Below are 22,344 nucleotides of genomic sequence, written 5' to 3'. Positions count from 1 at the left end.
GGCCGTTCGCCCCTACTCACTTTTACGTTCACGTCTACCCTTACGCTGATCTGTTTGTTCATTTAACATTGCTTGCTCATCTGTCTTTTGCGCTTGTTCGAGTTCTCCTTGACTCATGGGCAAAATAGCATCCAGCTTGATCTGAGTTGTTAACACAGCCTCTTTCTGTGGCACGATTGAGCTATTGCCACCAGTTAAAATAGCTGTAGGCTTGTCTTTCACCGTCGAATTAATCGTCTGTACCATTAGTAATGGTTGTAAACGTTCTAAATCTTGAAGAATCTTTTTAGTTTCATTAAATGTTCCTTCAAAAGTCATCGCAATGCTTTTCTTTTTGAGTTTTCCTTGAATTTCTGCACCCAGGCTCGCATCACTCACAGTGATCACCTCAGCTTCAGGTTGAAACTGAGTTAAATTACCCTGATTTGTGGCGATAAAACCGTTTAAATCTATCAGTAATGTTTCGAGATCATTTTCACTAGTAAACATTGCCAAAACACGAGACTTAAGTACTTTTTCTGCTGCTAGATCGGACTCCACTTGAGCCAGTTTTAACTGCAAATCTCCAGTTTTAATACTGTTTAATTGTGCTTGTAAGGTTTCTTTTTGAGTCAAAGCCTCTTTATATGTTTTTTGAGCAGGCTGGACATATTTAACAAAACCATATATGGCTAAAGTAATCCCCGCAACGGCGATCGCTACACCCATAATTACAGGTGTAAAAGTAATCCCGAAGGCAGTAGGATAGTCTCCCTCCAGTGATTGTTCTTCCGTGGCAAAATCATCAGCAAAGGTCATTTAAAAGTCGCTCCTTTACGTTCTAAGGTGTTTAATCTCGTAGCTAAACCAATTGAGCCTTTTTTCTCAATTTCTTCTTTGAGTTGAGAAGCAGGGGCGTTGTTTAGTTGGGCGGAGATGGTAAATTTAATGCCTTCAGGAATTTCCAATGTGGCATTTTGGGGCAAGTTATCTTTGTTTTCAACTTCCACAGGAAAAGCAGTCAAACTGGCATCATTAATGCGAACTTGTTGACGATTAAAAAATGGCGATCGCTGAAGAAATAAGACAAAATCATTAACATCTTCATAGGAACGAGCCACTCCAGCCAAATTAATACCCAGATCTGAAGCAGTTGGTGCAGCTTGAGCAGCGGGGGCATCCTTATCCGTTGGTGCAGGTGCAGGTGCAGCTGTTGCAGTCGTACCAGTTTGTTGCATGGATTCAACCAAGACTCCTGGGGGAGTGCGATCGCTTACTTCCTGCATAATTGCTGCCCAAGGCTTAATTTTTTCAAATACGCCAACCAAAGCAGCGGTTTCTTTTTGGACTTTTGCTAGTTCTGCATTAGCAGCCTCAATTTTTTTGTTTTGATTACCTAAATCAGCAATTTCACTCTCAATTTGCTTAATTTCTGACTGTACAGTTACTGTACTTGCCTGCACATTTTTCAAGTACATAAAAGTAATTGCAGGAGTTAAAATAAAGACAAATGCCCCCAAAGCTAACGGAATTTTATCAGCTAAAGTGGGTTCTTTCTTTTGAGCAAAATCACGACTGAGATCGATAGATTGATTGGGATTTCTCTCTCGCAGAAAATTAATATCTAAGTTATACATAAAACCATACGAATTGGGAAATAACTAATATATTTATTGGCTATATTACAGTTCCCTGATGTACTAATAAATGCAACATCAGGCTTGATTTATTGCTCTCTCATTCCTAGCCCTAATACAATTCCTAAACCTGGACGATATTTAGGAGCTATTTCTTGACTAGTATCTAAACCTAAAGCAGCTACAGGGTCTATTTTTGCCGTGGGCAAATTAAGTTTTTGGGTGAAAAAATCATCAACCTGACTAATCCCAGCTCCTGGCCCTGCTAATAATAATTGGGCAATTTCTAAGTCTTCACTTTGATTAATATAAAAATTAATTGAACGACTCAACTCTTCAGTTAATTCTCCTAAAATTTTTAATAGTGCTGTTTGTCCAGATTCCATTTGCGACGCATCTATTTCCCCTGAGTCTTCAATTCCATCTAGTAAGTTTAAATCATGAAGCATTACCGAATCCCCAGTAGCTGGTAAATTCATGGCTTCAGATAAAGCAGACAGCATTTGATGAGTACCAATTGGCACAGTACGGGAAAACTGAGGCACTCCTTCCACCACGATCGCAATTTCGGTATTGTCGAATTCTAAATCGACTAAAACCACGGCTTCTTTAGAACCAAACTGACGTAATTGTTCTCTCAGGGTTCTAATTAAAGCAAAGCTATTAACTTCTAAAATATTAATTTCCAGATCTGCTTGCGCAAAAATTTCCGTATAAAGATCTGTAACTTCTTTTTTAGTTGCTACTAATAAGACATTGACTTTTTCAATACCATCTTCATCCATAAAATATCCTAGTTTGGCGTAGTCTAAATCAACTTCTTCTCTAGGATAAGGAAGATACATTCCTGCTTCATGAACCAAAACCATATCTTTTAGTTCAGCTTCGTCTAATTCTGCGGGAACAGGAATAACTCGAATAATAGCCTCCCGCATTGGTACGGCACTAGTGACTTTTTTGGCACTAATTTTATTAGTTTTAAGAGTATCTTTAATTAGCTCTGACAAAGCCAAAGAATCCACAATTTTGCTATCTTCATATATACCTTCAGGAATATCTGCTGACACATGTTTAATCAGCTTATATTGCTGTCCTTGTTTAGCTATTTGCGCAATATTTATCTTGTGAGCATTAATTTCAATGCCGACGCGATCGCCTTTTTTGGCAAATATATTAGTTAGATTTTTCAGCATACTCTTTCACCAAGTAGTATTTCAAAATTTGTACTCCACATTAGCGATAACAATCTATTTTTTAGATTCAGTTTTGTATCATGCCGAATAAATACTAGATATTTTTAATTGGGTTAATAGCTTAAAAATCTTTAATAAAATAGTTAAGCAAATTATTAATCATAAATTGATCGATATTAATCAATTTAACGGTGATCTTAGTCACATCGGATATTGTAGCTGCTACTAAGAGTTATCTTGATAAGTGGTAGTACCGAAAAAAGTAAATTCACTATTTAAAGAGTAGTTAAAATTACGGATGGATATTGCCATTTACATTCATTGGTAATATCTTTTGTTTGATTGTTTATTAATTGGCTAAGTTATGCAAAAAATCACCTCAATGACGAAGTTAAGTACAAAGTTAAGTCTGTGTCTCTTGCTAGGAATGATTTTAGGTGGACTCTCTGGCTGTAATCCGCAAAAAAAAGCTAACTCTAACCAGCTAGAATTTTGGACAATGCAGCTTAAACCCACCTTCGATCAATATTTCGCAGGCATCAATCAAACTTTTGAAGAGCAAAATAAAACAGTTAAGTTGCGCTGGATTGATGTTTCTTGGTCAGCGATGGAAAACAAAATCTTAACCTCAATCTCGGCTAAAACAGCACCAGATGTTGTTAATCTCAATCCTAAATTTGCTTCCCAGTTAGCGACGCGCAATGCTTGGTTGGATCTTGAGTCTAGTGTCACTCCTGAAGTAAAAGCTACCTACCTACCTAAAATCTGGCAGGCTAGCACGATTGAAGTGTGCCAAGAAAGTAAGTGTAATCAGCAAACCTTTGGTCTTCCCTGGTATCTCACAACTACGATCACTATTTATAATCAAGAACTTTTAACCGCAGCAAATCTGACTCAAGCACCTCAAACATATGCCGAGTTAGCTCAAGCAGCTCAAAAAATTAAAGCTCAAACAGGGAAGTATGCCTTTTTCATCTCCTTTGTTCCTAATGATTCAGCAGATGTTTTAGAATCTTTGGTCAAGATGGGCGTAAATTTAATCGATGAGTCGGGTAAGGCGGCTTTTAATACTCCTGAAGGTAAAGCTGCTTTTCAATATTGGGTCGATTTATATCAACAACAGCTGCTTCCTCCAGATGTCTTAACTCAAGGGCATCGTCGAGGAGTTGAGCTATATCAAGCGGGAGAAATTGCCCTGCTATCCTCTGGTGCTGAGTTTATTGACAGCATTAACAACAATGCGCCGACTGTAGCTCAAGTTTCTGCTGTTGCACCACAAATCACTGGTGAAAATGAGAAAAAGAGTGTTGCAGTCATGAATCTAGTTATTCCCCGTGATAGTGATAAATCTGCTGAGGCACTTAAGTATGCTTTGTTTGTCACTAATACCAAAAATCAACTAGCTTTTGCTCAAGAGTCGAATGTTCTTCCTTCTACCACTGAAGCAGTAGAGCAATATATCAAAAATATAGAACAGCAACCCAAGAGCTTAAAAGAACAAGCCAAAAAAGTTAGCGCCAGTCAGCTAGAGAATGCCGAAATTCTCATTCCTGTTACCAAGAATATACATATTTTGCAAAAAACAATCTATGAAAACCTACAAGCTGCTATGTTAAAAGAGAAAAGCGTCGAGCAAGCAGTTCAAGATGCTGCTGAAGAATGGAATAGTCTCAAAGATAATTGATCTATAGTATGTATATATAACTAAACTTTATTGCAAAGGCTGCTTAAAAATCTTATTATTGTCAATAAGCAGCAAACAATTGATAAAAGACTGGTATGGCTCACTACACGGCATCTTCTTTAAAAGCCGAACTTAACTCTAGGGGTTGGCGCATGACACCCCAAAGAGAAAAAATTCTGCACGTCTTCCAAAACTTACCTAAAGGTGATCACCTCAGCGCAGAAGAACTATACGATTTACTAGAGCAGCGCCGAGAATCTATTAGTCTATCTACTATCTACCGTAGCGTAAAACTAATGGCACGGATGGGTATTCTGCGTGAACTAGAACTGGCCGAAGGACATAAGCACTACGAACTAAATCAACCCTATCCCCACCATCATCATCACGTAGTTTGTATTCAATGCAATAATACAATCGAATTTAGAGATGATACAATTCTCAAACACAGTTTAAAGCAGTGCAAAAAAGAAGGCTTTCAGCTAATTGATTGTCAACTCACAGTAATGACTATTTGCCCTGAAGCAATTCGCATGGGTTGGCCATCAGCTTTACCCACTGACTGGTGCTGTACTCGCATCATCTCGGAACAAGCGACGAAAAAGAAAAGATAACAGTATTACAAATAAGCACAGTTGCCTTTGCTATCTACCTAATTTATTTAGCTTGATCTAAGTTAAAGTTTAAAGCCTTTTGCTTCATCATTTGAAAAATATTAAAGAAGCCATTGGCACGGGAAGGTGTGAGACTAACTTTCAAGCCAGTATCTTCGATGAAACTAGGTTCAATCTGGGCAATTTCTGCTGGTGGTAGATCGTTTAAGCCTTCAATCAAAAAAGCAACCAATCCTTTAACTAACTGAGCGTCAGCATCTCCTTGGTACTGAACTTTACCATCTTCTAAAGTAGCAGTAATATATACCTGAGAAACACAACCCTTGACTTTATTGGCTTCAGTTTTGTCAGCTTCGGACATAGCTGGTAATTTTTGCCCATACCACAGCAACTGCTTATATTTTTGTTTAGAGTCAGAACGGCGTTGAAAACGCTCAACGATCTTTGCTAACTTCGGTGGAAGAGAGGTTTCGGTTGATGACATTGAGTAATAAAAGTGGTTTTAAAATAACGATTTTTCTGGAAAATTAAGCTATCTCCAAGCTAGGCGTAAAGCATCGCTTATATTACATTCACTTAATACTTTAGCAAAAGTAATTCTTTTCCTTCTAATTTTGCTGAATCTGTCCCTCATTCGGATAAACTTTATTTTGAGAGGCACAGCCATTCACGAGGTTTTTAAGAAGTGAAAAGAGTATTAGGTATCATTCTAGGAGGCGGTGCAGGTACTCGTTTGTATCCCCTCACTAAGCTAAGAGCCAAACCAGCAGTCCCCTTAGCCGGTAAATATCGTTTAATCGATATTCCCGTCAGTAACTGTATTAATTCTGAGATTCTCAAAATATACGTTCTGACTCAGTTTAATTCTGCTTCTCTCAATCGTCATCTAAATCGCAGTTACAATTTTTCTGGCTTTAGAGAAGGGTTCGTAGAGGTACTGTCAGCACAGCAAACCAAAGATAACTCTGGTTGGTTTCAGGGAACGGCTGATGCGGTTCGTCAATATATTGACTCCATCAAGGCTTGGGATGTTGATGAGGTCATCATCCTTTCTGGCGATCACCTCTATCGTATGGATTACAGCAAGTTTATCGAGCATCATCGCGAAAGCAAGGCAGATATTACTTTGTCTGTAGTCCCAATTGACGACAAGAGAGCTTCCAGTTTTGGTCTAATGAAAATTGATGATCGAGGCAGAATTATCGACTTTGCGGAAAAGCCAAAAGGCGAAGAATTGAAGCAAATGCAGGTAGACACGACTGTATTAGGTTTAACTCCTGAACAAGCTAGACAAAGCCCTTACATAGCTTCTATGGGCATCTATGTGTTCAAAAAGGATGTTTTAATCAATCTATTAGAAAAGAACTTTGACCAGACTGATTTTGGCAACGAAATTATTCCTGGTGCAGCCAAAGATCATAATCTTCAGGCTTACTTATTCAAGGGTTACTGGGAAGACATTGGTACGATTGAATCATTTTATCAAGCAAATTTAGCCCTGACGAAGCAGCCATTGCCAGACTTTAGCTTCTATGACGAAAAAGCGCCAATTTATACGCGATCGCGCTATTTGCCACCTACAAAACTGCTTAATTGTCAAGTAAGTGAATCGATGATTGGAGAGGGCTGTATCTTAAAAGATTGTCGCATCAATCATTCTGTAATTGGTGTCAGGACTCGAATTGAAGAAAACTGTACCATAGAAGATAGTTTAATTATGGGAGCAGATTTTTACGAACCTTTTGCGGAAAGGCAGTCTGGGCTGCATAACGCAGCTGTTCCTGTTGGTATTGGTGAAGGATGTACAATTCGTCATGCTATTGTGGATAAAAATGCTCGTATTGGTCGTAATGTCCAAATTCTTAACAAGGAGCGAGTGGAAGAAGCTCAAAGAGAAGATGCAGGATTTTATATTCGTAGTGGCATTGTAGTTATTTTGAAAAATGCCTTGATTCAAGATAACACCTTGATCTAAACCGTTTATTATCTATTAGCTGACATTATCAAGGTTAATTTACCAAACACTAGCTTAAGATCACTTAACCTAAGATTAAAATTAAATATTCTCTGGGGGCTAGTTCAATTTACTAGCCCTTTTACTTTGACCATCTGTAACTAATTATTAGTATTTGAGCAAAGACTACAGATTAATTGCTTAAGCAAATTTTGGAGTGAAACTTTAAAGAAGATTGCTAAAATAATCTTCTGTTCCTTTCATTTTTATGATTAATCGGATTAAAATTAGCTAAACTTTTTAGGAAAATTTTTAATGTCTTCTGCCGAATTTAAAGATTACTACGCTACTTTAGGAGTTAGAAAAACAGCGAATATTAGCGAGATTAAAAAGAAGTTTCGTCAACTAGCTTTAAAGTATCATCCCGATCGCAATCAGGGAAATAAAGTTGCTGAGGCGAAATTCAAAGAAATTAGTGAAGCCTATGACGTGTTGTCTGATGAAGACAAGCGCACAAAATACCATCACTTTGGACAATATTGGCAAAAAGATGTAAGCACAGAACACACTACTGCTCGAAGTACTAATAATCACAGTAGTACTAACTCTAAAGTTGATTTCAACAGTACTGATTTTAGCCAATATGGTAATTTTGATGAATTTATCAATGAACTTTTAGGCCGTTTTTCTACTCCGAGTAGTAGCAGTACTTCATCAGCAAACTCATCTCAAGGTAGTAATTTTTCAGGTTTTAGTCAGGCTGAAACATCTAGTTTTGTTGATGATGAAACTAGCATCAATTTAACTTATGCTGAAGCTTTTAGAGGTATAACCAAAAAGCTTAACTTAGAACAAGAAATAGTGGAGATACGTATTCCTGCGGGAGTGAAACCTAATTCTCAGATTCGTGTAGCAGGGAAAGGAAAACCTAGTATTTCTGGAGTATCAAGCGATTTATATCTCAAAATCAAATTAAATCCTCATGCTTTTTTTAGTTTTGAGGGCGATGATTTACTTTGTGAAGTACCTATCACTCCTGATGAAGCAGTTTTAGGTTCATCAATTAATGTTCCTACTCCTGATGGGATGGTAAGCATGAAAATTCCTGCGGGTATAAATTCAGGTCAAGTATTGCGTTTGCGGGACAAAGGCTGGATTTCTCCTCAAGGAAACAGAACAGACCAATTAGTCAAAATTGTCGTGGAAACTCCACAAAAGATTAATGCTCAAGAAAGAGAATATTACGAAAAAATTCGCGATTTACGTCTGGAAAATCCTCGTAGTAACCTAGAGAGAATAAGCCTTTGAACAATGAACAATGAACAATGAGTAGTAATTAGTAATCAGTTAGCCAAATTTATTTTTTTTTGCCTGGTAAGTTACGGGGTGGAGTTTCTTTGCCCAAATAGAATTTCGATTCGATTTTGTTGAGTTGCCACCAAATTAAGCTAAACACTAGCAATGTGCCAGATAAGCCTACTGCGATTAAATTACTAGGTAAGGTGATAAATATCGACAGTAAAGGAATAATTGCCCAGGTTAAAATAGGAATGGCGATCGCAATTTGTTTAATTTGTTTAATCACCCCCAAAGCCTGACTACAGCTACGACAGTTTTTGGTATGGGAATGATAGCGATCTAGTAGTAGTTCTTTTGATAATGCGGGGGGTAGATCTTGATGGGGAAAAGGATCGGCATTGTAAAGATTGACCCACTGGCGTAACTCGGATACATATAAATCTGCTTTGGTGGGCAAGTAAAACGCTTTGCTATAGTTATCACTACCACCCAAAGCCTCAAGGTAGCGTTCTTGATGATGCAGAAAAATCTGATCGTCTTCCAATACGCCATTTTGATTGAGGTGAGAATACCAAGTTGGAGCAAGCTTAATCAAAAAGCGAGGCAAAGGAGATGCAAACTTAAAGGGGAAACGAGCAAATAAGCGACATTTTCCTTTACTAATCGGCGTAGCATAGACCACTGTTAGAGTGCGTCCAAACTGCTTGGAGGTCAAATCGTGCCAGATTAAGCAGGGAGCGGTAAAAGTTGTGTATTGCGTCCCTAATTGACCCTTGCGAGGGCCTTCTTGCCAGATACCTTTGAATCCTTGTTTACTCGACTCGGTGACCTCTAATTCCACAGGTGCAACATTGGAGCGATTTCCCACAGTCTTATGGTGAGTATAGGGAATGTGGCTGGCATCAATAACGTTTTCGAGTAGAGTATGAGCATCATAAGGAAGATCACGGAAGATATTCATGCAAACCCAAGCATCAGGATCTTCTTCCATCGGTTCAATAATCGGTACAGGAGTTATAGCAGCGTTTTCCTTAATACCAGGATAAACAAATAATAGTCCTTGGGCGATCGCCGTGGGATAAGATCTAACACAAGCTCTAGCAGAAGTATGAGCCATTCCTTCTGGTTGCTGTTGGGGAATTACTTCGCAGTCACCATTACCCGAAAATGCCCAGCCATGATAGGGACATTCTAAGAAACCGTCTTCGTTAACTCTGCCCTCACTCAAAGATGCCAGACGATGAGGACATTTATCCTCAAATACCTGCCAAGTCTCAGCGGATTTATCCCACCAGATAACTAAATCTGTATTGAGTAAAGTAAATCGAGTTAGTTTACGCCGAGCTAAATCATCAACAAAGTAGATAGGATACCAGGCTTCTTGCGGATCAAAAACAGTGGAGTCACTACCCCCAGGTAATATTGCTGTACTTGAACTATTTGAAGTTGTGGTCATACCCAGAAATCTTTAATTATTTGTTTTGTAAATAATTGTGACACAAGATTTTGGATAACTGCTGACCAAATGTTATTCAGCAGATTTTACTAGTTTTTCCTTAGATTGAATTTGCCAAGGAATCTCTTGATGATCTTGAGGCGCACCCCAAAATTGCTCTAATGTTGGGCCATTAGTAACACGCATTCAAATGTAATAAGTTTTCCAAAGCTAAGAAGCTAAAAGCTAAGAGCTGGTAAATTAGAACGAAGATAACTCACCTTAAGCATTAAATATTAACTTTAGCCAAACTTTAATAATCAAAGTGTTTTGATTAACTTTAGATTAATTGAGCTTAAAAATACCTCAAAAGCAAAAAATACGTATTATTCTAGGTAATAATATCTAAATGAATATACTGAAAAAACTTTTTAAGGTTTATGCTCGATCATATATTTTCTGCAAAACTGTTAAATGTAGTCATCGTTGAACCCAATCGACAACAGGGGAAGCAGCTATACCAACTGATTAAAACTCAAAGACCCAATCTTAATTTAATTTTGCTGGATAATTCCGAGCAGGTTTTCTCCTTAATGTATGGAGAGATGAAAATCGATCTTTTATTCTTTGATATTGAATCAGAATCAGATACTGATAACTTAGCTTTGTTCAAGGCGATCGCTCCTGATAGCAGTGTGATTCATTGGAGTGACTATCGGCATCCTGAAGTAATTGAGCTATTGTATTCGATGGGCGTAAATTCTTTTTGTACTAAAGAAAGTGATGCCGAGATAGTTTTAGAGGCGATCGATCTAGCCCTCAGCTATCCTCAGTCTCTTTATTTGGATCAAAAGCTGCATAAATGTCTTCCGTTGCTGCGAAGCTAGGATAATCAAAACCCGCGATAATATATAAGTTAAGTTACGTCTGCCGATCAATTATCATCATGAGCGATCTATTTGCCGAACATAAAAATAGACTGACTGAACTAATCTCTAAATATCGCGATCGCGTTGACTTTCTGACCATTCGTCTAGAACAAGCAGCAGAAACCAATATTTTCTTGCGTCAGAGTAAGATTGAAACTCTCAGTGAGAGCATCGCTTTGGGTGGACAGGTGAGAGCTTGTTACCGTGGAGGCTGGGGATTTTCGGCGTTTGACGACTTGAGCAGTTTGGTTGAGAGAATTGAAGAAGCGATCGCTGCTGCTAAAATAGTTGGCGATTCAGAAACAATCCTTGCAACCGTTGAGCCAATTCAAACGATTTGCCATGTCCCCTTGAAGGGAAGCGATCCCAGGAATATCTCTTTAGCCGATAAAAAAGCCTTGTGCGATCGCTATGATCAGATTCTGCGTGGTTATCATGACTGTCTGACCACTACTACCGTTAGCTATGGCGATAGCTCTCAAAGGATAATTCTGGCAACTTCTGAAGGTAGTTTAATTGAACAATCCTGGTCAGATATGGAAATGCGCTTTTCGGCAACAGCGAGAAAAGATGATGCGATTCAAACAGGAAGGGAAACTACAGGCTCTCGTCAGGCTTATGAAGATTTGACGAATTTAGATCGACAGGTAATTGGCGCTGCACAAAGAGCGGTTGATGCTCTATCTTTACCCAAAATTAAGGGTGATATCTACACCGTCGTGATCGATCCAATTTTAACTGGATTATTTGTCCACGAAGCTTTTGGACATCTATCGGAAGCAGATATGGCTTATGAAAACCCCGACTTATTAGAAGTGATGAGTATGGGTAAGCGTTTTGGCTCACCAGAGCTACAGATTTTTGATGGTGCTGCCCCAATTGCCTCAGAAGATAATTATGTTCATCGCGGTAGCTACTTCTATGATGACGAGGGGACTCCCGCCACTACTACCCAGTTAATTAAAGATGGTGTTTTGGTTGGTAGACTCCATTCGCGAGAAACAGCGGGCAAGTTAGAAGAAGCCCCGACAGGTAATGCTCGCTGTTTAGATTATCATCATTCTCCCATTGTGCGCATGACTAATACCTGGATTGCCAGAGGAAAAACTCCTGTAAAAGATTTAATCAAAGATGTTAGTGAGGGTGTATATGCTCGTAACTGGCTAGGAGGAATGACTAACGGCGAAATGTTTACCTTTAGCGCTGGGGAAGCTTGGATGATTTGGCAAGGTGAATTAGCCGAACCCGTTAAGGATGTAACTCTTTCAGGCAATGTATTTAAAACCCTGGCAAATATTGAAGCGATCGGCGATGATTTTTATTGGGATGAGTCAGGCGGTTGTGGTAAAGGAGGGCAGTCAGGACTAGCCGTTGGTTGCGGAGGGCCTAGTCTCAGAATCAAAGATGTGACTATTGGCGGCAATGCTGAGTAAAATATTAGGTTCGGTTGAACAGTTAAGTACTTGTAAGTATTTGGGGAATTAGGGAATTAGGGACAGCTTTATTCCAACTAATTACGCGAACTTGATGTAATTTAAACTCGCTTCGCGGTTAACCAGGCTTAGAGCTTAGAGCTTTTAAAAAGTCAGAAAAAAACCCAGTTGTATAACTGGGTTCTGGAGCAAGACTAGATATGATTAGCTAGAGGTGAAGTGATACCTTGGCTTCATCAGGAAATATTTTTATTATTTATTTAACTCTAAAATTAATCATCTCTTCAAAAAAGCTGAAGCACAACCGTATTTTTACTAAAATTTTGTTTTCATTAATTATGGGAACTCTTAGTTATTTCTACGGAAAAAAATCATCAGATCAAGAGCTAAAATTAGCCAGGATGTCACCAGGGGCAATCTAGCTTGAAACGATTGCTGTGTAAGGGTTTACAAATCAGATTTTAGCGATGACCGAAGATGATAATTTTTGCAGTCTTTGGCTAATCTCTGCAAAATTAGGAATTTTTTGGAAAAGAGCTAAATTCCTGGATTACTTGTGCTGCATAGATTATAGCGATTATGCTTTAAAAGCAATTTTAACTATCTCAAACACTAAAAGCTGCAATATTTTCGCTTACTACCTCGCATAACTTCTTCGTTAGTTTTAGTCCCACTAATTAGTTAGTAATACTTTTTGAACGAAAAAAAACCGCTCTTACTAGAAGCGATTTTTCACATAGCATATAAATAAATAATTTCATTTTTTAGTTAGAAATTATTCACATGCTTTAGCTATCAAATATATTCCTCCACCAATTAAAGCACCAGTAAGAGCCACTGGAGCGCAGGCAGCAATACAGGCTGTACCAAGAAAAGTACCACCAGCAGTAGCAGCAGTAGCAGCAGTGGTATGTATGATTCCTGTGGCTATACCCGCGTGTACCGCTGTATGAGCCAAAGCAGCAGAAGCACCAGATGTACTTACTGCTTCAACAACCGTTTTACCATAATCGGTTTGTCTATAATTAGATGCAAGAGTCATGTTCCTTCCCACATTATGTTGTGATAATAAGAATCATTATGAAAATGACACCATAAGTATATGACGTTTTAATGTTTTAACGGCACCATCGTAATATTATGTTACATAATAAGCAGTTTTAGCCTAGATTGCCCCTGGTGACAGCTTGGCTAGATCTCCCCCATCAAACCAAAAAATTTATTAATAACTTGAACTTTTATTACCATGACAGATATGCCTCAAGTTGGACAGACAGCCTCAGATTTCTCCGCCAAAGATCAACATGACTTAGTTGTTAGCCTGGCAGATTATTCAGGACGGTGGTTAGTGCTATATTTTTATCCCAAGGACAATACTCCTGGTTGCACTACCGAAGCGAAGGATTTTACCGCCTATGCCCAAGCTTTCCAGGAACTAGGGGCGGATATTCTCGGTGTGAGTCCAGATTCCCCCCAGTCTCACTGTAAGTTTATTGATAAGCAAGATTTATCTTTAAAGCTATTAAGCGATCCTCAGCATGTCGTGATTGAGGCTTATGGTGCATGGCGCTTAAAGAAATTCATGGGCAAAGAATATATGGGAGTCGTGCGTTCTACTTTTTTAATTTCCCCCGATCGCAAAATTGTTCAAGTTTGGGACAAAGTTCGAGTCAAAGCTCATGCTGAGAAGGTTTTGCAGGAATTAAAGACTCAGGTGAGTTAGGTAAGTTAATTGAGACTATTCCAGACTGGCTGATTTAATTCTTCTAAAGATTTTAAGATTAGATCGGCGATCGCCAACTGGGGATTCTTCTGCTGTATTGCTTCGGGAATAGCGATACACTTCATGTCGGCAGCTTTGGCAGCTAATACGCCGTTTAACGAGTCTTCTAAAGCCAGACAAGATTGAGGAGGAACATTCAATTTCTGGGCAGTAGTTAAGTAGACTCCTGGGTGAGGTTTGCCTAAAACTTCAAATTCTGCTGAATAGATCTCGGCAAACACTTCGGTTAAATTGAGCTTTTGTAAAGCAGCTTGAATAATTTTTAATGCTGAAGAAGAAGCTAAAGCAATTTTGACATTCTGGTTTTTGACGAAAGCGATTGCCTGATGGACTCCTGGAAGGGGTTGACCCTTGAGGTGAATTAATTCGATTACTTTGCTCACAATTAGCTTTTCAACTTCCAGCTTGCTTAAATTAGTCCAAGGATATTGACGATACCAATAGTCTACTACTTCATCTATTCTTAAACCTTGAGTTTGCCGACATAGTTCACTAGTCAGCAGCAAATTTACTTGTTTAAATACCAGGATCTCTGCTTCTTGCCACAGAGGTTCAGAATCGATTAATAAGCCATCGAGATCAAAAATTACGGCTTCAATCATTTTTAATTATTTTTCATCAGCTTAATTTCTCTTTTAATTCTGCTGGCGAGGCTTTAAACCCAACTAATACCGCCTGATTATCTTTAGTAAACAAAGGTCGTTTAAGCAACATAGCATCTTGAGCAAAAAGATCGATCCACTCTCGATCGCTAAAGGTGTTTCGTGATTCGCCTAAAGCGCGATAAGATTTCCCTGAAGTATTGCGCATTGCTTTACTACCTAATGCTTTGACCCAACTAGTAATCATTTTTCGATCGGGAGGATGATCTTTAGTATTAATAAATTCATATTCCAGATTATTTTCCTGTAGCCAGGCGATCGCTTTTTTACAAGTCCCACAATTAGGAATACCGTAAACTTTAATAGTCATATTTACCTCAGTCGGATTAAATATTCTCTTTCATCACCAAATTATTACGATGCACTACTGTATCTACGCTGTCGTAACCTAAGATTGCTGCAATCTTGGTTGAATGATGTCCTTTGATTTGTTCAATTTCACTATTGTTATAGTTAACCAAACCTCGACCTAATTCAATACCTTCTTGGTTACACAGCAGCACCGCATCGGTGGCTGAAAATTCTCCTTCAACCGCCACGATTCCCGCAGGAAGCAAGGATTTTCCTTTACTGATGATAGCTTTGACTGCACCACTATCTAAATAGAGCTTACCCATCGGAATCAAACCGTAGCTAATCCAGCGTTTGCGTGCATTATCAGTCTGGGGTTGGGGTTCAAACTGAGTTCCTAAATCTTTGCCTTGCAAGATCTCTAAAATATTTTGTGGCTCTTTCCCCTGAGTAATCACGGTTCTAACTCCCGTGCTTGTAGCAATACGTGCTGCGGCAAGTTTAGTTGCCATACCGCCAGTACCCCACTGTGAACCACTAGATCCTGCATCAACCTGAAGTTGATTAAGCTCGTCACTACTTACTAGTTTAATTGGTTGAGCATGGGGAAAAGTTTTGGGATCGGCCGAATACATGCGATCTACATCAGTTAAGAGAAATAACCAGTCTGCTTTAACTAAGCTCGCAACTAAAGCCGAAAGGGTATCGTTATCACCAAATTTTAGTTCGTCTACTGCCACGGTATCGTTTTCGTTGACGATGGGAATTACCCCTAAGTCTAGTAGTTCTCGAAAAGTATTGGAGACATTGACATAGGTGTTGCGTTCAACTAATTCCCGCCTGGTTAATAACACCTGAGCGATCGCCTGTTGTAAATTACTAAACAGATCGTCGTAGATGCGCATTAAACGTCCCTGTCCAACTGCTGCTACAGCCTGTTTTAAAGCCATTTTTCGCGGTCTTTCCGCTAAATTTAGTCTGGCACAGCCAATACCCACAGCACCAGAGGAAACTAAGACAACTCTGTGTCCCTGAGAGCGTAAATAACTTAAAGTTTCGACCAAAGAAGCAATAGTGGCGATCGCAATTTGCCCTGTCGGTTGCGTCAGACTAGAAGTGCCAATTTTAACGACGATGGTTTGAAAGTTGCTCATTAACTAAATATTATTTGTTCTAGACAAAATCAGGCTTTACTATGATCGATTTGCATTGATTCCATTCCCACTCTACATCTGCAAAGTTATTGGTGCTTTATGCTACCAGTATGAGTTGAAAATCAAATAATAATTAAAACTAGATTAAAGTTTTGAAAACTATTTTTTTTGAGCAATTTATAATTTTATTGATGGTGATAGCGATCGCGTGACTTATATTAAACCAGAAACAGCAGCGAATCAATCTTTGGTTAAAGTAATATTGGAACAGGCACTCAAGGCAGCACAAACACAAAATTGGTTAGAGGTAAGCAATCAGCTTCAACAACTACCACAAAGTAAATCTGCCAATCATAAGCAGTTAGTTTTAAACCCAGAGGATTGGCAGACGGTCTTTAATATTGCCTTAGAAATGTTAATTAAAGCCGATTTTCAGCATAAATGGTCAATTACTAAACTTTTTCCCCTCTTGGGTCACAAAATAATTACACCCCTCAATACTTTAGCTTTAGATGAAACAGTAGAAGCAGAAGTACGTTGGTTTATCTGTCAAATTCTCGGCAATTTTCCCGAACAGTCAGTTGTCTTAACTTTAGTGCAGCTACTACAGCAATCTAACGACAATGAATTAATTACTATCGCTGGCAAAACTTTAATTCAAATTGGCGATCGCGCTATTGATGCTTTAGTAGATTTATTATCAGAGCCAAAATATTGTTTTTTGGCAACTAATGCTTTATCTTACATTCGTTCTGCCTCGACTATTTCGCCACTGTTAACCATCACCACTCACGAGAAGGCAGAATTACGCGCCATTGCTATTAATGCTTTAGGTAGCTTCCACGATCGCCGTATCCCGCCTGTATTGATTACCGCCTTGCAAGATCGAGCCAGTACAGTTAGAAAAGAAGCGGCGATCGCTCTAGGTTTTCGTCCCGATCTCTGTCAATCAATGGACTTGGTTAAACACCTACAACCTCTACTCTACGATTTAAACCTCGAAGTTTGTAGCCAAGCAGCAATTTCTTTAGGCAGAATGCAGCAACCAAACGCTACTACTGCTCTGTTTGAAGTATTGCAAGTCGATACTACGCCTGTAGCCCTCAAATTAGATTTAGTCAAAGCTTTAGGCTGGAGCAAACTTAGTTCAGGAATCACTTATCTAGAACAGGCTCTAACCAACTCCAGTGAACTAATTATCCAGGAGATTATTATCATTTTGGGGCGAAATGGTACGTTAGAACTAAAGCATCAGTCAGCTCAGGTATTAATCGCTTTTTGGCAACGGCAACAATCATTGTCAGCCTCCATTAGACAAGCCTTAGCCACTTCTTTGGGTGAATTAGGCGATCGCTCTGCTATCCCAGTCTTAGAACAACTTGCCACAGATAGCGATCGCAAAGTCCAACTTCATGCTCTTTCTGCTTTGAAAAAATTAGCACAGTGATTACTGATTACTGATCATGCTACTTGCCGACAAAAAAAGCTCACCGCAGCGAGCCTCATTAGATTAAATCTTTTAGCTTAATTTATTAATTGATTAAATCGTCGATTGTGGAAACTTGAATTGTAGTTTTGGGTATTTCCTGAGTGATGACAGTCGAGTGTAGAATCGGCGTACTGGCAACTGAACTAGCACTTAAAGTAAACAGGGGATTGGATAAAATTCCAGCCAGAGAAGTAATAATTGCTGAAGCGACAATTCCTACCTGTAGAGGACGCATTCCTGGAAGCTTCCAGTTGATTTTGGGGTAGTTTTTGACGGATTCAGACATTTCTTGGGGTTCTTTGACTACCATCATTTTGACCACTCGAATGTAGTAGTAAATTGAGATGACACTGGTGATTAAGCCAAGTAATACGAGTCCATATAGTCCAGCTTGCCAACCTGCCCAAAATAGGTAAATTTTGCCGAAGAAGCCAGCCATGGGAGGAATACCACCGAGAGAAAGCAAACAAATACTTAAACACAGGGTAAGCAAGGGATCTTTTTGATATAAGCCCGCGTATTCACTAATTTGATCTGTTCCCGTACGTAGAGAGAAGAGAATAATACAGCTAAACGCTCCTAAGTTCATAAATAAGTAAATAAACAGATAGAAGATCATGCTGGAATAGCCATTATCTGTCCCTGCAATTAAACCAATCATCACAAACCCAGCTTGGGCGATGGAAGAATAAGCCAACATCCGCTTAATACTGGTTTGGGCGAGGGCTACTACGTTACCCAATACCATACTGAGAATTGCTAGGGCGGTAAAAATAAAGTGCCACTGTTCGGTAAGTGAACCAAAGGCAGTGGTCAAGAGACGGATTGCCAGGGCAAAACCCGCAGCTTTTGAGCCAACAGAGAGGAAAGCAACTACAGGAGTGGGAGAACCTTCGTAAACATCTGGTGTCCACTGGTGGAAAGGAACAGCCGAGATCTTAAAGGCAATACCCGCAATGATAAATACCAAAGAGATAGCTAAACCAAGAGACTCTACACCATTAACAGCCGTGACCTTAGCGGAGATACTGTTAAGATTTGTTTCTCCTCCCGACAAACCATAAAGTAAAGACATGCCATACAGGAAGATTGCCGAGCTAGAAGCTCCAATTAGTAGGTACTTGAGGGCAGCTTCATTAGAACGGGGATCGCGCTTCATGTAGCCCGTCATCAAGTAGGAAGAAATACTCAACATTTCTAGAGAGATAAACACCATCGTTAACTCATTCGCTCCACAGAGGAACATACCTCCTAGAGTAGCGGTGAGCATAATGGCAATAAATTCTGCCAAAGATGTTCCCGATTGCTGAATATAGCGAATAGACATGGGAATTGTAACCAGTGCCGAGAGGGCAACTATGCCCCGAAAGACAATGCTAAGATTATCTCCATTAAACGATCCCAAAAAAGCGATCGCATTGGGATTACTCCATTGAAAAAAGAGAGCTACAAGGGTATTGAATAATCCGAAGATAGCTAGATAGGGCAACCAGCGGGAGGAGCTACGCCCAAAGATTAAATCGCCAATGAGAACAGCTATGAGCGTCACGGTCACAATACCTTCGGGTACAATTGTCGCTGCATGAAGCTGAGAGGCTACAGTGCTAGAAAAATCCATAGATTTAGATACAGTCAGATATAAATACAGTTGAAAAATTGCTGTAGGAGCTATACAAAGGATTGTAACTCTCTATCCCGATCCTGTTTCAGCTTATTATGTTTTGGCTATTTAACAAACGGAAGATTAACTAGAGGTTAATTTAGGTTATGGTAAAAACCAGGCTAAAGCTGAGTAGGCTAATTGATTCACCAATTCTGCTCTGCAATCAATCAACAAAGATATTTGTCGTTTAAGGGAATATAACTATAGATTAGAAAAATAGATCAAAAAAATCTCTAGAGAAAATTCATCCCAGCTATCTTACTGCGTTAATCCCATCTCATATGTCAACATTAGTTATTGTCGAGTCTCCTACCAAAGCGCGTACTATTCGTAATTATCTGCCCTCTGGCTATCAGGTTGAGGCATCAATGGGTCATGTCCGAGATTTGCCCCCCTCAGCCAAAGAGATTCCTCCTGCCTTTAAAGATAAGAAGTGGGCTACTTTAGGCATCAACATCGAAGATGAGTTCCAACCGATCTACGTTGTGCCTGATAAGAAAAAGAAGGTAGTTAAAGAATTAAAGACCGCCCTGAAAAACGCAGACGAGCTAATTCTGGCGACGGATGAAGATCGTGAAGGGGAAAGCATTAGCTGGCATTTATTGGAGATTTTGAAGCCTAAAGTGCCAGTCAAACGCATGGTATTTCATGAGATTACCAAAGAGGCAATTCAAAAAGCTTTACTAGACTGTCGTGAGGTGGATCAAGATCTCGTACACGCTCAAGAAACACGCCGTATTTTAGACCGCCTGGTAGGTTATACTGTTTCCCCTCTATTGTGGAAAAAGATTTCTTGGGGTTTATCCGCAGGACGAGTTCAATCGGTAGCAGTGCGCTTAACTGTTCTCAGGGAAAGAGAACGTCGGGCGTTTCAGTCTGGAGGTTATTGGGATCTCAAAGCAGATTTGGAACAGAATAAAGAGCCGTTTGAAGCCAAACTAATTACTTTAGATGGCAAGAGATTAGCCACGGGTAGCGACTTCGACCCTGATACAGGCAAGATCGCCGAAGGTCGAGATGTGGTGCTGCTGAATGAGACAGAAGCCAACAAGCTCAAAGAGCGAGTGATCGACCAGACTTGGACAGTAACTAATCGAGAAGAAAAGGCTTCTAAGCGTAAGCCTTATGCTCCTTTTACCACTTCCACCCTACAGATTGACTCCAATCGTAAATTAGGTCTATCTGCCAGGGAAACCATGAGCGTAGCCCAAAAGCTCTATGAAAAAGGCTTTATTACCTATATGCGAACCGATTCAGTACATTTGTCCCAACAGGCGATCGCCGCTGCACGGGAATGTATTGAGCAGAAATATGGTAAGGAATATCTTAGCTCTAAGCCTCGTCAATACAGCACTAGCAGTAAGGGCGCACAGGAAGCCCACGAAGCCATCCGTCCTGCGGGAGAGTCTTTTCGTACTCCCAGCGAAACCAAGCTCAAAGATCGGGAATTTAAGCTTTACGACCTAATTTGGAAGCGTACTGTCGCCTGTCAAATGGCAGATGCGCGCTTGACCCAAATTGCCGTTGATGTCACGGTGGACAATGCTGTATTCCGCGCCAACGGTAAAAAAATTGATTTTCCTGGTTTCTTCCGCGCCTATGTCGAGGGTTCAGATAATCCTGATGTCGCTTTAGAAGATCAAGCCGTTCCTCTACCTCCTCTTAAAAAGGGAGACAAGCCTGAATGTAAAGAATTAGAAGCCATTGGACATGAAACCCAACCCCCTGCTAGATACACCGAAGCATCTTTGGTTAAAACTTTAGAAAAAGAAGGTATTGGTCGTCCAAGTACCTATGCTACCGTCATGGGAACGATTGTCGATCGCGGTTATGTTCAAATGCGGGGTAAAGCTTTAATTCCCACCTTTACTGCCTTTGCCGTGACGGCGCTGTTGGAAGAACACTTTCCCGATTTGGTCAACACCGAGTTTACTTCCAAAATGGAGCAGACTCTAGATGAAATTGCCCGTGGTGGTGCAGAATGGATTCCCTACCTCAAAAAGTTCTATCAGGGAGAAACAGGTCTAAAAACCCAAATTGATGTCAAAACAGAAGAGATCGAACCAGCGATCGCCAAGACAATTCATCTAGAAAATCTGGATGCGATCGTCCGTATTGGTAAATATGGCCCATACATCGAAATAATTGCCGAAGATGGAACCAGCGAAGTTATCAAGGTATCCATTCCCGACGATTTGACTCCAGCGGATCTCAATCCAGAGCAAATTGAAGCTTTAATTCGCCAGAAAAAAGAAGGGCCCGAAAAAGTTGGTCTTCACCCTGAAACTGGGGAACCAATCTACTTCAAGGTCGGTAAGTATGGCCCTTACGTCCAGTTGGGGGATAAAACTGAAGAGAATCCTAAGCCCAAAATGAGTTCGATCCCGAAAAAGGATAGTAAAACTGATGCCACTAAAGATGATGTGACTTTAGAAATGGCAGTTGGGTTATTATCTCTACCCCGCCTATTGGGACAGCACCCTGCAACAGAAGGGAAAATCAAAGCTGCTCTCGGTCGTTTTGGCCCTTATGTAGTTCACGAGTTTAAAGGCCCAGAGGACACCAAATTACAGCGAGACTACCGATCGCTTAAAGCAGAAGATGATGTGCTGACTGTTACCCTGGAACGTGCTTTGGAACTACTGGCACAACCTAAACGTGGTCGTGGTGGCAGCAAAAAGACTCCTTTACGGGAATTAGGTGTGCATCCAGGGGATAAAGAGCCAATTAACATCTATCAAGGGCCTTACGGTAACTATATCAAGTATGGCAAGATTAACGTCGGCTTACCTGAAGGGGAAACTGTAGAAGAAATAACTTTAGAAAAAGCGTTGGAGTTGTTGGACGAAAAAGCAGCAACGAAAAAGACTAGCACCACGAAAAAGAAAACTACCACAGCTAAGAAAAAGACTAGCACCACGAAAAAGAAAACTACTACAGCTAAGAAAAAAACTACTGCTAAAAAAGAAGCTTCTTAAATCCTGTTGGGATACAACATTTAAAAGTTGAGCAAAGGTAATGGGTAATAGGCATTGGTGACAAGTTAAGCAAAAGAGCTAGTTGTCAACTGAGTAACGAGTAACGAGTAACAAGTAACAAGTAACGATTGAATTGCTGACAACTAAAATATGGATTAAAGCTAGAC

General features: G+C 39.8%; 19 protein-coding genes. 9 read left to right on the top strand and 10 right to left on the bottom strand.

Features of this window, described 5'->3' with window-relative positions:
- Positions 1-12: 12 nt before the first annotated feature.
- From KME09_03905 to pilM, 3 genes are all read right to left on the bottom strand, one after another.
- Entirely contained in the window at positions 13-798 is a 786-nt protein-coding gene (locus KME09_03905) for a type II and III secretion system protein (GenBank protein MBW4533059.1), read from the bottom strand.
- A complete protein-coding gene (locus KME09_03900; GenBank protein ID MBW4533058.1) occupies positions 795-1,616 on the bottom strand; it encodes a PilN domain-containing protein in 822 nt (273 codons plus the stop codon). The genes KME09_03905 and KME09_03900 overlap by 4 nt, the downstream gene beginning before the upstream one ends.
- An 89-nt stretch (positions 1,617-1,705) precedes the next feature.
- The gene (pilM, locus tag KME09_03895; GenBank protein MBW4533057.1) at positions 1,706-2,809 is read right to left on the bottom strand and encodes a type IV pilus assembly protein PilM; all 1,104 of its coding nucleotides are present in this window, start codon (positions 2,807-2,809) and stop codon (positions 1,706-1,708) included.
- Between the two features lie 382 nt (positions 2,810-3,191).
- On the opposite strand from pilM, the gene KME09_03890 reads away from it, so the two are divergent.
- Together KME09_03890 and KME09_03885 are read left to right on the top strand one after the other, a co-directional pair.
- Complete coding sequence (locus KME09_03890; GenBank protein ID MBW4533056.1) at positions 3,192-4,493, top strand: sugar ABC transporter substrate-binding protein; 1,302 nt, start codon at positions 3,192-3,194, stop codon at positions 4,491-4,493.
- Between the two features lie 95 nt (positions 4,494-4,588).
- On the top strand, positions 4,589-5,107 hold the full coding sequence (locus KME09_03885; protein ID MBW4533055.1) for a transcriptional repressor: 519 nt from the start codon (positions 4,589-4,591) through the stop codon (positions 5,105-5,107).
- 43 nt (positions 5,108-5,150) lie between these two features.
- On the opposite strand, the gene KME09_03880 is transcribed toward KME09_03885, so the two are convergent.
- Positions 5,151-5,591, bottom strand: coding sequence for a SufE family protein (locus KME09_03880; protein MBW4533054.1), 441 nt, complete (start codon positions 5,589-5,591; stop codon positions 5,151-5,153).
- Between the two features lie 201 nt (positions 5,592-5,792).
- On the opposite strand from KME09_03880, the gene KME09_03875 reads away from it, so the two are divergent.
- Both KME09_03875 and KME09_03870 read left to right on the top strand, forming a co-directional pair.
- A complete protein-coding gene (locus KME09_03875; protein MBW4533053.1) occupies positions 5,793-7,082 on the top strand; it encodes a glucose-1-phosphate adenylyltransferase in 1,290 nt (429 codons plus the stop codon).
- Between the two features lie 294 nt (positions 7,083-7,376).
- Entirely contained in the window at positions 7,377-8,369 is a 993-nt protein-coding gene (locus KME09_03870) for a DnaJ domain-containing protein (protein ID MBW4533052.1), read from the top strand.
- Between the two features lie 49 nt (positions 8,370-8,418).
- Here the strand turns inward: KME09_03870 and KME09_03865 are convergent, their stop codons facing one another.
- Positions 8,419-9,816 (bottom strand): Rieske 2Fe-2S domain-containing protein, encoded by a 1,398-nt coding sequence (locus KME09_03865; GenBank protein MBW4533051.1) that lies wholly within the window; start codon positions 9,814-9,816, stop codon positions 8,419-8,421.
- A gap of 419 nt (positions 9,817-10,235) precedes the next feature.
- Between KME09_03865 and KME09_03860 the strand changes: the two genes are divergently transcribed.
- Positions 10,236-10,682 carry a DNA-binding response regulator gene (locus KME09_03860; protein ID MBW4533050.1) on the top strand — a complete coding sequence of 149 codons (447 nt, stop codon included), beginning with the start codon at positions 10,236-10,238 and terminating at the stop codon, positions 10,680-10,682.
- Positions 10,683-10,741: 59 nt separating this feature from the next.
- Positions 10,742-12,157, top strand: coding sequence for a TldD/PmbA family protein (locus KME09_03855; GenBank protein MBW4533049.1), 1,416 nt, complete (start codon positions 10,742-10,744; stop codon positions 12,155-12,157).
- A gap of 775 nt (positions 12,158-12,932) precedes the next feature.
- Here KME09_03855 and KME09_03850 read toward each other — a convergent pair.
- On the bottom strand, positions 12,933-13,199 hold the full coding sequence (locus KME09_03850; protein ID MBW4533048.1) for a hypothetical protein: 267 nt from the start codon (positions 13,197-13,199) through the stop codon (positions 12,933-12,935).
- 204 nt (positions 13,200-13,403) lie between these two features.
- On the opposite strand from KME09_03850, the gene bcp reads away from it, so the two are divergent.
- Positions 13,404-13,880 (top strand): thioredoxin-dependent thiol peroxidase, encoded by a 477-nt coding sequence (gene bcp, locus KME09_03845; protein ID MBW4533047.1) that lies wholly within the window; start codon positions 13,404-13,406, stop codon positions 13,878-13,880.
- 5 nt (positions 13,881-13,885) lie between these two features.
- Here bcp and hxpB read toward each other — a convergent pair whose 3' ends face one another.
- From hxpB to proB, 3 genes are read right to left on the bottom strand one after another with little or no spacing between them, the layout of a single operon-like run.
- Positions 13,886-14,542, bottom strand: a complete 657-nt coding sequence (gene hxpB, locus KME09_03840; GenBank protein MBW4533046.1) for a hexitol phosphatase HxpB — start codon at positions 14,540-14,542, stop codon at positions 13,886-13,888.
- 16 nt (positions 14,543-14,558) lie between these two features.
- Positions 14,559-14,912 (bottom strand): Spx/MgsR family RNA polymerase-binding regulatory protein, encoded by a 354-nt coding sequence (locus KME09_03835; protein MBW4533045.1) that lies wholly within the window; start codon positions 14,910-14,912, stop codon positions 14,559-14,561.
- A gap of 16 nt (positions 14,913-14,928) precedes the next feature.
- Positions 14,929-16,047 carry a glutamate 5-kinase gene (proB, locus tag KME09_03830; protein ID MBW4533044.1) on the bottom strand — a complete coding sequence of 373 codons (1,119 nt, stop codon included), beginning with the start codon at positions 16,045-16,047 and terminating at the stop codon, positions 14,929-14,931.
- Positions 16,048-16,255: 208 nt separating this feature from the next.
- Between proB and KME09_03825 the strand changes: the two genes are divergently transcribed.
- Positions 16,256-17,494 (top strand): HEAT repeat domain-containing protein, encoded by a 1,239-nt coding sequence (locus tag KME09_03825; protein ID MBW4533043.1) that lies wholly within the window; start codon positions 16,256-16,258, stop codon positions 17,492-17,494.
- Between the two features lie 85 nt (positions 17,495-17,579).
- Here KME09_03825 and KME09_03820 read toward each other — a convergent pair whose 3' ends face one another.
- The gene (locus KME09_03820) at positions 17,580-19,154 is read right to left on the bottom strand and encodes an NAD(P)H-quinone oxidoreductase subunit N (GenBank protein ID MBW4533042.1); all 1,575 of its coding nucleotides are present in this window, start codon (positions 19,152-19,154) and stop codon (positions 17,580-17,582) included.
- A 326-nt stretch (positions 19,155-19,480) separates the two neighbouring features.
- On the opposite strand from KME09_03820, the gene topA reads away from it, so the two are divergent.
- Positions 19,481-22,177, top strand: coding sequence for a type I DNA topoisomerase (topA, locus tag KME09_03815; GenBank protein ID MBW4533041.1), 2,697 nt, complete (start codon positions 19,481-19,483; stop codon positions 22,175-22,177).
- Positions 22,178-22,344: the final 167 nt, after the last annotated feature.

The sequence above is a fragment of the Pleurocapsa minor HA4230-MV1 genome (assembly GCA_019359095.1).
GTDB classification, from domain to species: Bacteria; Cyanobacteriota; Cyanobacteriia; order Cyanobacteriales; family Xenococcaceae; genus Waterburya; species Waterburya minor.
Note: the sequence above shows the minus strand (reverse complement) of the source record. Positions and strands in the feature narration are given on the sequence as shown.

Bases quoted from the DNA above. Each gene is read 5' to 3' on its own strand.
- KME09_03905 (MBW4533059.1), bottom strand. From the start codon at position 798: ATGACCTTTGCTGATGATTTTGCCACGGAAGAACAATCACTGGAGGGA.
- KME09_03900 (MBW4533058.1), bottom strand. From the start codon at position 1,616: ATGTATAACTTAGATATTAATTTTCTGCGAGAGAGAAATCCCAATCAA.
- pilM (MBW4533057.1), bottom strand. From the start codon at position 2,809: ATGCTGAAAAATCTAACTAATATATTTGCCAAAAAAGGCGATCGCGTC.
- KME09_03890 (MBW4533056.1), top strand. From the start codon at position 3,192: ATGACGAAGTTAAGTACAAAGTTAAGTCTGTGTCTCTTGCTAGGAATG.
- KME09_03885 (MBW4533055.1), top strand. From the start codon at position 4,589: ATGGCTCACTACACGGCATCTTCTTTAAAAGCCGAACTTAACTCTAGG.
- KME09_03880 (MBW4533054.1), bottom strand. From the start codon at position 5,591: ATGTCATCAACCGAAACCTCTCTTCCACCGAAGTTAGCAAAGATCGTT.
- KME09_03870 (MBW4533052.1), top strand. From the start codon at position 7,377: ATGTCTTCTGCCGAATTTAAAGATTACTACGCTACTTTAGGAGTTAGA.
- KME09_03865 (MBW4533051.1), bottom strand. From the start codon at position 9,816: ATGACCACAACTTCAAATAGTTCAAGTACAGCAATATTACCTGGGGGT.
- KME09_03860 (MBW4533050.1), top strand. From the start codon at position 10,236: ATGCTCGATCATATATTTTCTGCAAAACTGTTAAATGTAGTCATCGTT.
- KME09_03855 (MBW4533049.1), top strand. From the start codon at position 10,742: ATGAGCGATCTATTTGCCGAACATAAAAATAGACTGACTGAACTAATC.
- KME09_03850 (MBW4533048.1), bottom strand. From the start codon at position 13,199: ATGACTCTTGCATCTAATTATAGACAAACCGATTATGGTAAAACGGTT.
- bcp (MBW4533047.1), top strand. From the start codon at position 13,404: ATGACAGATATGCCTCAAGTTGGACAGACAGCCTCAGATTTCTCCGCC.
- hxpB (MBW4533046.1), bottom strand. From the start codon at position 14,542: ATGATTGAAGCCGTAATTTTTGATCTCGATGGCTTATTAATCGATTCT.
- KME09_03835 (MBW4533045.1), bottom strand. From the start codon at position 14,912: ATGACTATTAAAGTTTACGGTATTCCTAATTGTGGGACTTGTAAAAAA.
- proB (MBW4533044.1), bottom strand. From the start codon at position 16,047: ATGAGCAACTTTCAAACCATCGTCGTTAAAATTGGCACTTCTAGTCTG.
- KME09_03820 (MBW4533042.1), bottom strand. From the start codon at position 19,154: ATGGATTTTTCTAGCACTGTAGCCTCTCAGCTTCATGCAGCGACAATT.
- topA (MBW4533041.1), top strand. From the start codon at position 19,481: ATGTCAACATTAGTTATTGTCGAGTCTCCTACCAAAGCGCGTACTATT.